Source organism: Streptomyces sp. CB02400, from assembly GCF_001905725.1.
In the GTDB taxonomy this organism is placed as follows: Bacteria; Actinomycetota; Actinomycetes; order Streptomycetales; family Streptomycetaceae; genus Streptomyces; species Streptomyces atrovirens.
Genome location: NZ_LIWB01000013.1, coordinates 79,640 through 94,124, shown reverse-complemented (window position 1 = coordinate 94,124; position 14,485 = coordinate 79,640). Strand labels below are relative to the sequence as shown.

Annotated in this window: 13 protein-coding genes; 5 read left to right on the top strand and 8 right to left on the bottom strand. The window is 71.0% G+C overall.

Going from position 1 to position 14,485, the window contains the following annotated elements; genetic code table 11:
* The first annotated feature begins 172 nt into the window (after nt 1-172).
* Nucleotides 173-1,738 (top strand): pectate lyase family protein, encoded by a 1,566-nt coding sequence (locus AMK33_RS27525; RefSeq protein WP_073935665.1) that lies wholly within the window; start codon nt 173-175, stop codon nt 1,736-1,738.
* Nucleotides 1,739-2,009: 271 nt separating this feature from the next.
* Here AMK33_RS27525 and AMK33_RS27520 read toward each other — a convergent pair whose 3' ends face one another.
* The 6 genes from AMK33_RS27520 to AMK33_RS27495 form a co-directional block, all read right to left on the bottom strand.
* On the bottom strand, nt 2,010-2,720 hold the full coding sequence (locus tag AMK33_RS27520) for a DUF3618 domain-containing protein (protein WP_073935664.1): 711 nt from the start codon (nt 2,718-2,720) through the stop codon (nt 2,010-2,012).
* Entirely contained in the window at nt 2,696-3,124 is a 429-nt protein-coding gene (locus AMK33_RS27515; RefSeq protein WP_073935663.1) for a phage holin family protein, read from the bottom strand. Before AMK33_RS27515 ends, AMK33_RS27520 begins: the two co-directional genes overlap by 25 nt.
* Nucleotide 3,125: 1 nt before the next feature.
* A complete protein-coding gene (locus tag AMK33_RS27510) occupies nt 3,126-3,758 on the bottom strand; it encodes a hypothetical protein (protein WP_073935662.1) in 633 nt (210 codons plus the stop codon).
* A 357-nt stretch (nt 3,759-4,115) separates the two neighbouring features.
* Complete coding sequence (locus AMK33_RS27505; protein ID WP_073935661.1) at nt 4,116-4,550, bottom strand: type II toxin-antitoxin system VapC family toxin; 435 nt, start codon at nt 4,548-4,550, stop codon at nt 4,116-4,118.
* On the bottom strand, nt 4,551-4,802 hold the full coding sequence (locus AMK33_RS27500) for a CopG family transcriptional regulator (RefSeq protein WP_073935660.1): 252 nt from the start codon (nt 4,800-4,802) through the stop codon (nt 4,551-4,553).
* A gap of 30 nt (nt 4,803-4,832) precedes the next feature.
* A complete protein-coding gene (locus tag AMK33_RS27495; protein ID WP_073935659.1) occupies nt 4,833-5,273 on the bottom strand; it encodes a VOC family protein in 441 nt (146 codons plus the stop codon).
* Nucleotides 5,274-5,514: 241 nt separating this feature from the next.
* Between AMK33_RS27495 and AMK33_RS27490 the strand changes: the two genes are divergently transcribed.
* Nucleotides 5,515-8,514, top strand: coding sequence for a bifunctional [glutamine synthetase] adenylyltransferase/[glutamine synthetase]-adenylyl-L-tyrosine phosphorylase (locus tag AMK33_RS27490; RefSeq protein WP_073935658.1), 3,000 nt, complete (start codon nt 5,515-5,517; stop codon nt 8,512-8,514).
* A gap of 153 nt (nt 8,515-8,667) precedes the next feature.
* Here the strand turns inward: AMK33_RS27490 and AMK33_RS27485 are convergent, their stop codons facing one another.
* Together AMK33_RS27485 and AMK33_RS27480 are read right to left on the bottom strand one after the other, a co-directional pair.
* Nucleotides 8,668-9,537, bottom strand: coding sequence for a phosphatase PAP2 family protein (locus AMK33_RS27485; RefSeq protein WP_073935657.1), 870 nt, complete (start codon nt 9,535-9,537; stop codon nt 8,668-8,670).
* A gap of 132 nt (nt 9,538-9,669) precedes the next feature.
* The gene (locus tag AMK33_RS27480) at nt 9,670-10,704 is read right to left on the bottom strand and encodes a LacI family DNA-binding transcriptional regulator (protein ID WP_073935656.1); all 1,035 of its coding nucleotides are present in this window, start codon (nt 10,702-10,704) and stop codon (nt 9,670-9,672) included.
* Between the two features lie 423 nt (nt 10,705-11,127).
* On the opposite strand from AMK33_RS27480, the gene AMK33_RS27475 reads away from it, so the two are divergent.
* The 3 genes from AMK33_RS27475 to AMK33_RS27465 all read left to right on the top strand — a co-directional run bounded on the left by AMK33_RS27475 (nt 11,128) and on the right by AMK33_RS27465 (nt 14,426).
* Nucleotides 11,128-12,399, top strand: a complete 1,272-nt coding sequence (locus AMK33_RS27475) for an extracellular solute-binding protein (RefSeq protein WP_073935655.1) — start codon at nt 11,128-11,130, stop codon at nt 12,397-12,399.
* A gap of 97 nt (nt 12,400-12,496) precedes the next feature.
* On the top strand, nt 12,497-13,501 hold the full coding sequence (locus AMK33_RS27470) for a carbohydrate ABC transporter permease (RefSeq protein WP_073935654.1): 1,005 nt from the start codon (nt 12,497-12,499) through the stop codon (nt 13,499-13,501).
* Between the two features lie 13 nt (nt 13,502-13,514).
* Nucleotides 13,515-14,426 carry a sugar ABC transporter permease gene (locus tag AMK33_RS27465; RefSeq protein ID WP_073935653.1) on the top strand — a complete coding sequence of 304 codons (912 nt, stop codon included), beginning with the start codon at nt 13,515-13,517 and terminating at the stop codon, nt 14,424-14,426.
* Nucleotides 14,427-14,485 lie beyond the last annotated feature (59 nt).

Here is a 14,485-nt window from a genome sequence, read left to right as displayed (position 1 = left end):
CTCGGGCGTGGCCCTACTGTCACGGCAGACCAGAAGAAAGCGCTTTCCCATCGATGGGTCCGGCCCACCCCGCCCCCTCTCATCGATGTCGCTGTCATGCCCATGACACGAACCTGATCGGCACCGACACCGGCACCAGCCCCCGACTCAGAGGACGAAAGGCGAGACGAGAATGAGACGATCAGTCGCCGTGCGGCTCTCCGCCGTACTGGCCACGGGAGCCCTCGCGGCAGCGACCGGCCTGACCCTGTCCACGTCCACGGCATCCGCCGCGACCGGCGGTGTCACCGGCTACGCGACCCAGAACGGCGGGACCACCGGCGGCGCGGGCGGCCAGACGGTCCGCGCCACCACCGGCACCGCGATCCACCAGGCCCTCTGCAACCGGGCCAGCAGCTCCACCCCGATCGTCATCCAGGTCGAGGGCACCATCAACCACGGCAACACCACCAAGGTGTCGGGCGACAGCTGCAGCACCGCCGCCGACAAGATCGAGCTCAAGCAGATCAGCAACGTCACGATCGTCGGTGTCGGCAACGGCGCCGTCTTCGACCAACTGGGCATCCACATCCGGGAGTCCAGCAACATCATCATCCAGAACGTGACGGTGCGGAACGTCAAGAAGTCCGGCTCGCCCACGTCGAACGGCGGCGACGCCATCGGCATGGAAAGCGATGTCCGCAACGTCTGGGTCGACCACGCCACGCTGGAGGCGTCCGGCGGCGAGTCGGAGGGCTACGACGGCCTCTTCGACATGAAGGACAACACCCAGTACGTGACGCTGTCCTACAGCACCCTGCGCAACTCCGGCCGCGGCGGCCTGATCGGCTCCAGCGAGAGCGACACCTCGAACGGGTACGTCACGTTCCACCACAACCTGTACGAGAACATCGACTCCCGTACGCCCCTGCTGCGCGGCGGCATCTCCCACATCTACAACAACCACTACAAGAACCTGAACGAGTCCGGGATCAACTCCCGGGCCGGCGCCCGCGCCAAGGTGGACAACAACTACTTCGAGGACTCCAAGGACGTCCTCGGCACCTTCTACACCGACGCCGCCGGCTACTGGCAGGTCAGCGGCAACATCTTCGACAACGTGACCTGGTCCGAGCGGGAGGGCGACAACAACCCCGCCGGTCCGAACCCGACGTCGAACACCTCGGTCAGCATCCCGTACGCGTACACCCTCGACGCGGCCAACTGCGTGCCGAGCGTGGTGAGCCAGACGGCGGGCGCCAACAAGGGCCTGAAGGTCTCCGACGGCAGCTGCACCCCGCAGAACCCGGACCCGACCGACCCCGACCCGACGGACCCGGACCCCACCGACCCGGACCCGGACCCGACCGACCCGGACCCCACTGACCCGCCCACCGGTACCAACCTCAGCATCGGCGCGGGCTCCGACGGCTCCTCCAAGGCCGACGGCACGAGCTACGGCAACGTCCGCGACGGCGACATGAGCACGTACTGGTCGCCGTCCGGCTCGACCGGCTCCGTCTCGATCAAGTGGGGCTCGGCCGCCACCGTCTCCAAGATCAACATCAGGCAGGCGTCGGGCTCGGGCACCATCGGCTCCTACCGCGTCCTCAACCACGACACGGGCGCCGTCCTGGCCTCCGGCAGCGGATCGGGCGTCATCGGCTTCTCCGCGACCTCCCTGAAGAAGATCACCTTCGAGATCACCAGCGCCTCGGGCACCCCGAGGATCGCCGAATTCGAGACGTACGCGAGCTGACACGCACCGGGGGCCGTCCTTGCGGCGGCCCCCGGCCTCCGTCGTCCCCGGCGCGGGCCGCTGGAGTCACCGGCCCGGGCGGGGTACTCGGAGGCCACGTTCTTCTTCGGCAACCGGGTCGGTTGCCTCGGGTCGCTGGTCATCAGCGCGGTGGCGACCGTGATCCTGATCCTGGTCCTCACGCGCTGACCGTTCACCACGGCGGGACGAAGCCCTGTCCCCGGCCCGCTCGGGCCGTGGACAGGGCTTCCTCCGTCCGCCGCGCCCGGTCTCACGCCGGGCCGGAGCGGCGGCCGGCCTCGTCCTTGAGGCTGCGGCCGGAGTCCTTGGCCTGGTCGGTGACCTGGCCGGTCCGGTCGCGGGCCTCGTCCTGGGTGGTGCGGGCCGCCTGTTGCGCGGTGTCCTTCACCTCCGCGGCCGCGCTCTGCGTGACCTCCTTGGCGCCTTCCTTCAGGTGCTGCGCGGACTCGGTGGCGGCCTGCTTCACCGGCTCCAGCGCCTCGGCGCCGCGCTCCATCAGCTCGGACGCCTTCTGCTGTTCCTTCTCGGAGGCGGGCACCATCGAGGCGGCCAGCAGGCCGACGCCGAAGGCGACCAGGCCGGCGGCCAGCGGGTTGCCCTGCGTCTGGCGGCGGGCCATCTCGGGTGTCTGCTGGACGGCCTGTCCCGCCTGACCGGCGGCCTCGCGCGCCGAGTCGGCCGCCCGCCCGGTGCCCTCCTGCACGGAACCGGCCGCGGAGCCCGCCGCCGACTGCACCGACTCGGCCGCCGACCGGGCGGTGTCGGCCATGCCGTGCGCCGTGTACGAGGCGGTGCCCATGACGCGGTCACGGACGCCCGACACCGTGCGGCGCATCCTCGCCCTGCGGCGGCGGGCCATGCGGCGCGGGCTGGCCCGGTCGGCGAGCCGGTCCACGTCCGCGGACAGCTGGTTGCGGGTGGCCGCGATCTCGGCCCTCATTTGGTCGGGTGACGTGCCCATTCCGCGTCCTCCTTCAGGGTCTGGACGGTGTGCTCGGGCTTCGGCGAGACGGTGCGCATCTTCGCGCGGCCCTTCTGGTACAGCACGGCCGCGGCGACGGCCCACAGCGCGGCGATGATCAGCGCGGCCCAGCCGTCGTCCATCACGTTGGCCAGACCGAACATGGCCGCCAGCGACAGGAACAGCAGGACCATGTAGCCGGCGAAGCCGGCACCGCCGTACATCCCGGCCGCCTTGCCCGCCTTGGTGCCCTCCTCCTTGACCTCGGCCTTGGCCAGCTCCACCTCCTGGCGGAAGAGGACCTGGAGGTCGGAGGTCACCCGGGACAGCAGCTCGCCCGCGGACCGCTCCCCTTCGTACGGCTCGGCCGAGCGGGCCCGGGACAGGGGTGACATCGTGGCCATCTCACGCCTCCGGGAACGGGCGGCCCGGCGTGCCGAGGCTCGGCGGCGTGGACGGCGCGGGCGGTGCGGTCCCCGGCGGGGGAGCGACCGGCAGGGCCTCGGGAGCCGGGGCCGCGGTGACCCGCCGCTGCCCGTTCCCGTCGGTCCGGGAGGCCGACTGCGTCACCTTCGCCAGGCGTCCGACGGCCAGTCCGGCCAGCAGCGCGCCGCCGAGGAAGGCGCCGGGGCGGCGCCGGGCGAAGCCCTGGAGGTCGGCGGCGATGCCTTCGACCCCCTGCCGCTCCAGGTAGTCGGCCATCCACATTCCCTTGTCGCCCGCGCGGGCCGCCAGGCCCCGGGCGGGCGAGTCGTGCTCGGCGTGCGCGGCCAGGTTCGAGAAGTCGTTCGCCCACTGCCGCAGCGTGCCGGCCGCCCGCTTCGTCTGCCCGTCCGCCTCGTCGATCGCGCGGCCGCGCAGGTCCTCGATGACCGTACCGGCCTGCTGCCGCGCCTCACCCACGACGGTCCGGGCCTGTTCCGCCGCGGTCCCCGCGACCTGACCGGCGGCCTGTTTGGCCTGCCCGGCCGTCGCGGAGGTCTCTGCCTTGACCTTGTCCCCGGTACTCCCGGATCCGGTTCGTACGGACTCACTCATCGGCGACTTCCCCTCATCGGATGTGCTGGGTGCGGCTCCTGCTCCCAAGGGCCGGCCGGTGCACGCCGGAGGCCTGCGCCAGCCAGCACACGAAACCGCCCGTGACACGACGAGTCGCCATTTGTCCTGGATTGACACGTAATGACGGGATCGGATATCGGGAGTGAGGGCGGCGGCGGACAGCACCCGCCCGCCGCCCGCAGGGGAGTGCCGGAGGCAGAGGTGATCCGCGAGGGTGCTCACCGGATTGCCTCGGTGCGTCGCGTCCGGGACGAGCGCGAGCACCGGCGCCGGGGCAACACGATGTGATCGCGATCGCCCCCGGCCGACACCTTCGGCATTCTCGTCCGGGTGGCGTTACAGGTCGTCGGGCAGGAGCCGGAACGCCGGGTGCGCGGTGAGTGGGCGGATGGTGCGGAAGTCCTTCCGGTCGAGCGTGAGCACGGCGTCCGTCGCGTACTCGCGGGCCATGACCGCGATCACCGAGTCGGTCAGGTCGAGCGCGAGTTCCCGGTACCTGCGCTGAACGTGTCTGGCGTCCGCGAGGAGACCGGCGTGCGCGTCACCGAAGACGTAGCGCCCCGTCCTGGCCTGTGCCACGAGTGAGTCCATGACCTGCCCTGCGGCGTCCTTGTCGAACCGGCGGCTCAACAGGTGGTCCAGTTCGGCGAGGACGAGTTGGGGGATCACCAGAAGGCCGGCCGTGTCCATCACGTGACGGGCGGTCTTGTGCTCGGGGCAACTGCGGTCGACGGAGGCGACGACCCCCGACGTGTCGGCGATGGCGATCACTTATGAGGCCTCGTTCCAGCGGCCGAAGCCCGTCTCACCCAGTATCTCGTCACCTTGCTCCGCGAAGGTGGGGTCGCCGCTGTCGAAGACGGGAAGCCCCACGGGCTCGTCCCAGACACGATTGCGGGCGATGGCGAGGCGGACGCCCTCACGAATCAGTTCCGCTTCGCTGATTCCTCTCCGCGCAGCCGTGTCCTTGAGGTCGTGGAGATCGTCTTCCTCGAGGTAGACCGTCGTTCGCTTGAGGCTCATAATTGTATGGTACTCCCGCCATACGTTGGCCTATGCCCCCGCCGCGTCCCCCAGCACCTTGTGCAGCGGCTCCGCCGCCCGGCGCCGGTACTCCTGCACCGCCCAGCCGTTGCCGTCCGGGTCCGTGAAGTACATGAACGTCGCGCCGTCGGCCGGGGCGTACTCGACCGGGTCGGAGACGTCCAGGCCCCGGGCGGTCAGTTCCGCGTGGGCCGCCTCGATGTCGGCGACGCAGAGCTGGAGTCCCTGGTAGGAGCCGGGGGCCGGGGTGGGTCCCGGGGTCATCTCCCAGATGCTGTCGCCCAGGGCGATCGAGCAGCCGGAGCCGGGCGGGGTGAGCTGGACGATGCGCATGCCCGGCATGACCTCCTGGTCGATGTCGACGTGGAAGCCGACCTTGTCCCGGTAGAAGTCCCTGGCGCGGTCGATGTCGCTCACCGGGAGCGGGATCACTTCGAGGGTCATGTCCATGGAACAGCGACTCCTTCGTCGGCGTATCGGCTGCGCGTCGCCCGGACCGTCACCCGGCCCGGCCGGACGGCTGTCCCCACCGAATCCGAAAACCGTCCGCCGCGCCACCGAAACGCCGACACGGGCATGTCTCACCGCGCCCCGGGCCAGGGCCCCGTACTCCGGATAGGCTCATGGCCGTACGACCCTGATCCGAGGCATGTGCAGCAGGCACAGGCACGAGGCACGAGGGAGGCCGGGGATGACGTCGGCGCCGGGGCGCAGGAGCAGTACCTTCACGCGGCTGCTGCGGCACGGCTTCACCGATCCGTCCGCCGCGGAGCGGCTGCTCGACAGCGCCGGACTCGCGCTGGTGCGCAACGACCCCGTGCTGCTGGACGCCCTCGGCGCCACCGCCGACCCCGATCTCGCGCTGCGGGGCCTGGTGCGGCTGCTGGAGGCGCAGGACGGGCCCACCGCCCGTCAGGAGCTGCTGGACACGCTGATAGCCGCCAAGCCGCTGCGGGACCGGCTGCTCGGGGTGCTCGGCGCGTCCGAGGCGCTCGCCGACCATCTGGCCCGGCACCCGAGCGACTGGCAGGCCCTCGTCACCTACGAGCCGCGCGACCTGCACCCGGGCGTCGAGGAGTTCGAACGGGGCCTCGCCGAGGCCGGCGACCCGGTCTCGCTGCGCGTCGCCTACCGGCGCTGTCTGCTGTCCATCGCCGCCCGTGACGTCTGCGGCACCATCGAGGTCGCCCAGACCGCCGCCGAGCTCGCCGACCTCGCCACCGCCACCCTGCGCGCCGCCCTCGCCCTCGCCGGGGCCGCCGCGCCCGAGGACGCCGCGCTGTGCCGGCTCGCGGTGATCGCGATGGGCAAGTGCGGGGGACACGAGCTGAACTACGTCTCCGACGTCGACGTCGTCTTCGTCGGCGAGGCGGTGGACGGGGCCGACGAGGACAAGGCGCTGCGCGCCGCGACCCGGCTCGCCGCGCACATGATGCGGATCTGCTCCGAGACCACCGTCGAGGGCTCCATCTGGCCCGTCGACGCCAACCTCCGCCCCGAGGGCCGCAACGGGCCGCTGGTGCGCACCCTCGCCTCCCACCTCGCCTACTACCAGCGCTGGGCCAAGACCTGGGAGTTCCAGGCGCTGCTCAAGGCCCGCCCGGTCGCCGGTGACCTCGCGCTCGGCGAGGAGTACGTCGCCGCGCTCCAGCCGCTGGTGTGGGGGGCCGCCGAGCGGGAGAACTTCGTCGCCGACGTGCAGAAGATGCGCCGCCGGGTGGTGGCGAACATCCCCGCCGCCGAGATCGACCGCCAGCTCAAGCTGGGCCCCGGGGGTCTGCGGGACGTCGAGTTCGCGGTGCAGTTGCTGCAACTGGTGCACGGGCGCGCCGACGCCTCGCTGCGCAGTGGCACCACCCTCGACGCGCTGAAGGCCCTCGCCGCCGGCGGCTACGTCGGCCGCGCGGACGCCGCCCAGCTCGACGACGCCTACCGCTTCCTGCGCTCCATGGAGCACCGCATCCAGCTCCACCGGCTGCGCCGCACCCACCTCGTCCCCGAGGACGAGGCCGACCTGCGCCGCCTGGGCCGCTCCCTCGACCTGCGCACCGACCCGGTCGCCACCCTGACCCGGGAGTGGAAGCGGCACGCCTCCGTCGTACGGCGGCTGCACGAGAAGCTGTTCTACCGGCCGCTGCTGGACGCCGTCGCCGCGCTCGCCCCCGGCGAGGCCAGGCTCAGTGCCGAGGCCGCGCGGGAGCGGCTGATCGCGCTCGGGTACGCCGATCCGGCCGCCGCGCTGCGCCACCTGGAGGCGCTGGCGTCCGGTGTCACCCGCAAGGCCGCCATCCAGCGCACCCTGCTGCCGGTGCTGCTCGGCTGGTTCGCGGACTCCGCCGACCCGGACGCCGGTCTGCTCACCTTCCGCAAGGTCTCCGACGCGCTCGGCAAGACGCCCTGGTACCTGCGGCTGCTGCGCGACGAGGGCGCCGCCGCCGAGAACCTGGCCCGCGTGCTGTCCGCCGGACGGCTCGCCCCCGACCTGCTGATGCGCGCCCCCGAGGCGGTGGCGCTGCTCGGCGACGGGGGCGGCGGGCTCGAACCGCGGCCCCGCGCCCATCTGGAGCAGGAGATCCTCGCCGCCGTCCGCCGCGCCGACAACGCCGTCCAGGGCGTCACGGCCGCCCGCGGGGTGCGCCGCCGCGAGCTGTTCCGTATCTCCGCCGCCGACATCGTCGGCTCCTACGGCACCGAGTCGCAGCCCGCCGAGGCCGACCAGGGCGCCCTGGTGGACCTGGTGGGCGGCGCGGTGTCCGACCTGACGGCCGCCACCCTCGCCGGCACGCTCCGCGCGGTGGTCCGCGAGGGCTGGGGCGACACCCTCCCCACCCGGTTCGCGATCATCGGCATGGGCCGCTTCGGCGGACACGAGCTGGGCTACGGCTCCGACGCGGACGTCCTGTTCGTGCACGAACCGCGCGACGGCGTGGACGAGCGGGAGGCCGCCGAGGCCGCGGGCAAGGTGGTCGCCGAGATGCGTCGGCTGCTGCAGATACCGAGCGCCGACCCGCCCCTGCTGATCGATGCCGACCTGCGCCCGGAGGGCAAGTCCGGCCCGCTGGTGCGCACGCTCAAGTCGTACGAGGCGTACTACCGCCGGTGGTCGCTGGTGTGGGAGCGGCACGCGCTGCTGCGCGCCGAGCACGTCGCCGGGGACGAGGACCTGGGCCGCCGCTTCACCGAGCTGATCGACCCGCTGCGCTATCCGACCGCCGGGCTCGACGAGGAGGCCGTCCGGGAGATCCGGCGGCTGAAGGCCCGTATGGAGTCCGAGCGGCTGCCGCGCGGCGCCGACCCCAAGCTGCACGCCAAGCTCGGGCCGGGCGGGCTGTCCGACGTGGAGTGGACCGTGCAGCTCCTCCAGTTGCGGCACGGCGCCCGGGAGCCGGGCCTGCGCACGACCCGCACGCGGCAGGCGCTGGCCGCCGCCCGCGCGGCCGGGCTGATCTCCGAGGACGACGCCTCCACCCTCGACGAGGCCTGGGTGCTCGCCACCCGTGTGCGCAACGCGGTGATGCTGGTCCGTGGCCGGGCCGGGGACACCTTCCCCACCGTGCCCCGCGAACTGGGCGCCGTCGGCCGCTACCTGGGCTACGGCCCCGGCCACGCCGGCGACATGCTCGACGCGTACCGGCGTACGGCACGGCGGGCGCGGGGCGTGGTGGAGGAACTGTTCTACGGGGGGCTGTAACCCCCCGCCAGGGCCCGGCCTCCCCGAGGTCGCCCCGGCCCGTCGTGTCGCCCGGGGGCGCGTCGCCCCGTCTCCCCGGCGAAGGCGGCAGTCCGGTCTTCGCCCGGGACAGGAGGTCAGGCCCCTGAGGAGGTGCCGCCCGGTCCCACCGGGCTAGCCCTGCTTCGGCACCGGAATCCGCTCCGGCTCCCGTTTCCGCTGTTCGGGCACCAGCCTCGGCAGGGTGTACGGCTGACGGCCGTACCAGAGCAGTGCGATGCCGTAGCCGAAGGCCAGGCAGAGGACGCCGCCCACCGCGTCCAGCCAGAAGTGGTTGGCGGTGGCGACGATGACCACCAGCGTGGCCGCCGGGTACACCAGGCCCAGCACCCGCACCCACGGCACGGTGGCCAGCGCGAAGATCGTCAGCCCGCACCACACCGACCAGCCGATGTGCATCGACGGCATCGCGGCGTACTGGTTCGACATGTTCTTCAGGTCGCCGGAGGCCATCGAACCCCACGTCTGGTGGACCATGACGGTGTCGATGAAGTCCTGGCCGTTCATCAGCCGGGGCGGGGCGAGCGGATACAGGTAGTAGCCGACGAGGGCGATGCCGGTGGTGGTGAAGAGGACCAGGCGGGCCGCCGCGTACCGGCCGGGATGACCACGGTAGAGCCACACCAGGACGCCCAGCGTCACCACGAAGTGCAGGGTGGCGTAGTAGTAGTTCATGCCGACGATGAGCCAAGTCACCGAGTTCACGGCGTGGTTGACGGACTCCTCGACGGCGAGGCCCAGTTGCTGTTCGAGGCGCCAGATCCAGTCGGCGTTGCGCAGCGCCTCGGCCCGCTGTTCCGGCACGGCGTTGCGGACGAGCGAGTACGTCCAGTAACTCACCGCGATCAGCAGGATCTCGAACCACAGCCGGGGCCGGCGGGGGGCTCGCAGACGGCGCAGGCGGCCCGGCCCCGTCTTCTCCGCGACGGGGTGCGCTGCGGCCTCTTCCCGGCCTTCCAGCGTTGTCACCGTCGTGTCACCCATGGGCCAGAGTCTGCCAGAAAAGGCCTTCCCACCAGATCATCCCCCGGTCGGGCCCGACCCGCATGTTCTCCCCCGGGGGGCAGGCCCGCTCCTTCCTCCTGTGGGAGTGCGCCGAAGGTCCTTCTCTCCGCCCTAGGGACGATTCCGGTCCCCAGGGGCCGAAGCGGTCGAACCGCGCACCACCAGTTCCGGCATGAACACGAACTCGCTGTGCGGCGCGGGCGTTCCGCCGATCTCCTCCAGCAGCGTGCGCACCGCGGCCTGGCCCATCGCCGGGACCGGCTTGCGGACCGTGGTCAGCGGCGGGTCGGTGAAGGCGATCAGCGGGGAGTCGTCGAAGCCGACCACCGAGATGTCCTTCGGCACGTCCAGACCGCGCTGCCGGGCCGCCCGTATCGCGCCCAGCGCCATCATGTCGCTCGCGCACACCACCGCCGTGCAGTCGCGGTCCATCAGCGCGGTGGCGGCGGCCTGGCCGCCCTCCAGCGTGTACAGCGAGTGCTGGACGAGCTCGGTCTCGACCGTCTCGGCGCTCAGGCCGAGCTGCTCCTGCACGGTGCGCACGAAGCCCTCGATCTTGCGCTGCACCGGCACGAACCGCTTCGGCCCGAGCGCCAGGCCGATCCGGGTGTGGCCGAGGGAGGCGAGGTGGGTGACGGCGAGCGCCATCGCGGCCCGGTCGTCGGGGGAGATGAACGGCGCCTGCACCTTCGGCGAGAAACCGTCCACGAGCACGAACGGCACGCCCTGTGCCCGCAGCCGCTCGTAGCGCTGGGTGTCGGCGGTGGTGTCCGCGTGCAGTCCGGAGACGTAGATGATGCCGGCCACCCCGCGGTCCACGAGCATCTCGGTGAGCTCGTCCTCCGTCGACCCGCCCGGGGTCTGGGTGGCGAGCACCGGCGTGTAGCCCTGCCGGGTCAGCGCCTGCCCGATGACCTGGGCCAGCGCCGGGAAGATCGGGTTCTCCAGCTCCGGGGTGATCAGACCGACCAGGCCCTCGCTGCGCTGCCGCAGCCGCACCGGCCGCTCGTAGCCGAGGACGTCGAGGGCGGCGAGCACGGACTGGCGGGTGGTGGCGGCGACGCCCGGCTTGCCGTTGAGGACGCGGCTGACGGTTGCCTCGCTCACCCCCGCCTGAGCAGCGATATCGGCAAGGCGTGTGGTCACAGGACTGGACTGTAGCTGCCGGTTCTCCCCTTGCACACCGATCGGACGCCTGGTGCGCGCCGTCGAACGGCCCGCTGCGGGCTGCTGGGTCATCGCGGTCCCTCAAGTCGTGGTCGGCGTCCGGTCCGCAAGGGATGATTCCCCCGGCGGCAACGGATGGCAAGTGCTTGCAGAGTCTTGCACAACAGTCCGAACCCCTGTCGTACGGGCGGAAACCCGGGTTGCCGGGCGGTCTGGAACAGGTCACGGCGGCATAACTCTCGGCTGCGCTTGCAAAACTTTTCTGCAAGGTCTTTCGAAAAGGTTCCAGCGCTGTTACGTTCACGTCGCCCGGCGGCGGCAACGGCGCCCTCGGCAAGTCAGCAGGACGGCAGACGGGGCCGCACCTGCACCACACGGGCTTTCACCCTCAAGGAGATCCTCATGCGGCGTGGCATAGCGGCCACCGCGCTGGTGGCGTCCCTCGCCCTCGCGGCGACGGCCTGCGGCGGAGACAGCGACAGCGGCGACTCGGCCGGCGGCCCGGTCACCATCACCTGGTGGGACACCTCCAACGCGACCAACGAGGCGCCGACGTACAAGGCCCTGGTCGAGGAGTTCGAGGCCGCCAACAAGGACATCAAGGTCGAGTACGTCAACGTCCCCTTCGACCAGGCGCAGAACAAGTTCGACACCGCCGCCGGCGCGTCGGGCGCCCCCGACGTGCTGCGCGCCGAGGTCGGCTGGACCCCCGCCTTCGCCAAGAAGAGCTTCCTCCTGCCGCTGGACGGCACCGAGGCCCTCGCCGAGCAGGACAAGTTCAAGCCCAACCTGATCGAGCAGGCCAAGTACGAGGGCAAGACCTACGGCGTCCCGCTGGTCACCGACACCCTCGCCTTCGTCTACAACAAGGCCCTGTTCGAGAAGGCCGGCGTCGAGGCCCCCAAGACCTGGGACGACCTGAAGAAGGCCGCCGCCACCATCAAGGACAAGACCGGCGTCGACGGCTACTGGGGCTCCACCGCCGGCTACTACGCCCAGCCGTTCCTGTACGGCGAGGGCACCGACACCGTCGACGTCGACGCCAAGAAGGTCACCGTCAAGTCGCCCGCCGCCGAGAAGGCGTACGGCACCTGGCTGGACCTCTTCGACGGCAAGGGCCTGCACAAGGCCGACGTCACCGCCGACGCCTACGCGCACATCCAGGACGCGTTCATCAACGGCAAGGTCGCCTCGATCATCCAGGGCCCGTGGGAGATCACCAACTTCTACAAGGGCTCCGCGTTCAAGGACAAGAACAACCTCGGCATCGTCACCGTCCCGGCCGGCTCCGCCGGCACGGCGGGCGCCCCGACCGGCGGCCACAACCTCTCCGTCTACGCCGGCTCCAGCAAGGACAAGCAGGCCGCCGCGCTGAAGTTCGTCAACTTCATGACCTCGGCCAAGGCGCAGGAGACCATCGCGCTGAAGAACTCCACGCTGCCCACCCGCGACGACGCCTACACCGACAAGGTCAAGGCCGACCCGGGCATCGCCGGCTACCAGACGGTCCTCTCCGCCGCCCAGCCGCGCCCGGCCCTGCCCGAGTACAGCTCCCTGTGGGGTCCGCTGGACGACGAGCTGCCGCAGATCGCGAGCGGCAAGGAGTCCCTGGACAAGGGCCTCGGTGACGCGGAGACCGCGATCGCCAAGCTGGTCCCGGACTTCAGCAAGTAACGCCCGTGTGGCCGCCGGACCCGCTTCCAGGAGGGGAGGGTCCGGCGGCCGCCGGCCTGTGTGCCGTACCCCTTGACCATCCAGAAGGTGCCGAACCATGACAGTCGCCATCGACCGCGCGACCGGCAAGCGCCGCGGTGACCGCGCGCCCCGCCCCGGGCCGGTCAGCCGCCTGAAGCGCGGATACCAGAAGCACTGGTACGCCTACGCCATGATCGCGCCGGTGGCGCTCGTGCTCGGCGTCATCGTGCTGTACCCCCTGGCATACGGGCTCTACCTCACGCTCACCGACGCCGACAGCCTGAACTCGGCCCGCACCATCGGCGTCAACGAGATCGAGGCCACCTACAAGTTCATCGGCATCGACAACTACGCCGACATCCTGTGGGGCGAGACGGCCTACGACCGCTTCTGGTCCAAGTTCGTCTGGACGATCGTGTGGACGGCCGCCTGTGTCGCCCTGCACTACGGCATCGGCCTCGGCCTCGCCCTGCTGCTCAACCAGAAGCTGCGCGGCCGCACCCTCTACCGGCTGGTCCTCATCCTGCCGTGGGCCGTGCCGACCTTCGTCACCGTCTTCGGCTGGCGCTTCATGCTCGCCGACGCCGGCATCATCAACGACGGCCTGAGCGCCCTCGGCCTGCCCACCCCGGCGTGGCTGGAGGACACCTTCTGGCAGCGGTTCGCCGCCATCATGGTCAACACCTGGTGCGGTGTGCCGTTCATGATGATCTCCCTGCTCGGCGGCCTGCAGTCCATCGACGCCAGCCTGTACGAGGCGGCCGAGATGGACGGCGCCAACGCCTGGCAGCGCTTCCGCCACGTCACCCTGCCCGGCCTGCGCTCGGTCAGCTCCACCGTGGTCCTGCTCGGCGTCATCTGGACCTTCAACCAGTTCGCCGTCATCTTCCTGCTGTTCGGCAACACCGCCCCGGAGGCACAGATCCTCGTGACCTGGGCCTACCAGCTCGGCTTCGGACAGCAGCCGCGCGAGTTCGCCGAGTCCGCGGCCTACGGCATGCTGCTGCTGGCCATCCTCGTCGTCTTCACCTCCTTCTACCGCCGCTGGCTGAACCGCAATGAGCAGCAGCTCGCGATCTGAGGCAGGAGTCCCCATGAGCACATCCACCGTCACCACCACTGCTCCGGCGGACCGGCCTGCCGACGAGAAGACCCCGCCCCGCCCGTCCCGCCGGCGCGGCGAGAGCGGCCTCCTGGCCCGCCTCACCACGCACGGCGTGCTGACCGTGGCCAGCCTGATCGCGCTGTTCCCGGTCGCCTGGCTGGTCTTCCTGTCCCTCGGCCCCGACAAGGACGACTATCTGCGCCCCGGCGGCATCTGGGGCAAGATGACGCTGGACAACTACACGTTCGTCCTGCAGAACACGAACTTCTTCGACTGGCTGAAGAGCTCGCTGATCGTCTCGCTCGGCACCACGTTCATCGGTGTCCTGGTCGCCGCCACCACCGGCTACGCGGTCTCCCGCATGCGCTTCCCGGGCTACAGGAAGTTCATGTGGGTGCTTCTGCTCACCCAGATGTTCCCCGTGGCCGTCCTGATGGTCCCGATGTACCAGATCCTCTCGGACCTGCAGCTCGTCGACAGTTACCTTGGACTCATCCTCGTCTACTGCTCGACGGCGGTGCCGTACTGCGCCTGGCTGATGAAGGGCTACTTCGACACCATCCCGTTCGAGATCGACGAGGCGGGACGCGTCGACGGGCTGACCCCCTTCGGCACGTTCGCGCGGCTGATCCTGCCGCTCGCCAAGCCCGGGCTGGCGGTCGCCGCGTTCTACAGCTTCATCACCGCGTTCGGCGAGGTCGCCTTCGCCACGACGTTCATGCTCGACGACGAGAAGTACACACTCGCCGTCGGTCTGCAGAGCTTCGTCAGCGAGCACGACGCACAGCGCAACCTCATGGCCGCCACCGCGGTCCTGATCGCGATACCGGTCTCCGCGTTCTTCTACCTCGTGCAGAAGAACCTGGTCACCGGCCTCACCGCCGGCGGCACGAAGGGCTGACCCCCTTCGTCCGACGACTCCCGCGCGCGCCCGCCGCGCGCGGGTAGGCGGCCGCGGTG

Coding starts and splice junctions, on each gene's coding strand:
- AMK33_RS27525 (WP_073935665.1), top strand. CDS start 173: ATGAGACGATCAGTCGCCGTGCGGCTCTCCGCCGTACTGGCCACGGGA.
- AMK33_RS27520 (WP_073935664.1), bottom strand. CDS start 2,720: ATGGGCACGTCACCCGACCAAATGAGGGCCGAGATCGCGGCCACCCGC.
- AMK33_RS27515 (WP_073935663.1), bottom strand. CDS start 3,124: ATGGCCACGATGTCACCCCTGTCCCGGGCCCGCTCGGCCGAGCCGTAC.
- AMK33_RS27510 (WP_073935662.1), bottom strand. CDS start 3,758: ATGAGTGAGTCCGTACGAACCGGATCCGGGAGTACCGGGGACAAGGTC.
- AMK33_RS27500 (WP_073935660.1), bottom strand. CDS start 4,802: ATGAGCCTCAAGCGAACGACGGTCTACCTCGAGGAAGACGATCTCCAC.
- AMK33_RS27495 (WP_073935659.1), bottom strand. CDS start 5,273: ATGGACATGACCCTCGAAGTGATCCCGCTCCCGGTGAGCGACATCGAC.
- AMK33_RS27490 (WP_073935658.1), top strand. CDS start 5,515: ATGACGTCGGCGCCGGGGCGCAGGAGCAGTACCTTCACGCGGCTGCTG.
- AMK33_RS27485 (WP_073935657.1), bottom strand. CDS start 9,537: ATGGGTGACACGACGGTGACAACGCTGGAAGGCCGGGAAGAGGCCGCA.
- AMK33_RS27475 (WP_073935655.1), top strand. CDS start 11,128: ATGCGGCGTGGCATAGCGGCCACCGCGCTGGTGGCGTCCCTCGCCCTC.
- AMK33_RS27470 (WP_073935654.1), top strand. CDS start 12,497: ATGACAGTCGCCATCGACCGCGCGACCGGCAAGCGCCGCGGTGACCGC.
- AMK33_RS27465 (WP_073935653.1), top strand. CDS start 13,515: ATGAGCACATCCACCGTCACCACCACTGCTCCGGCGGACCGGCCTGCC.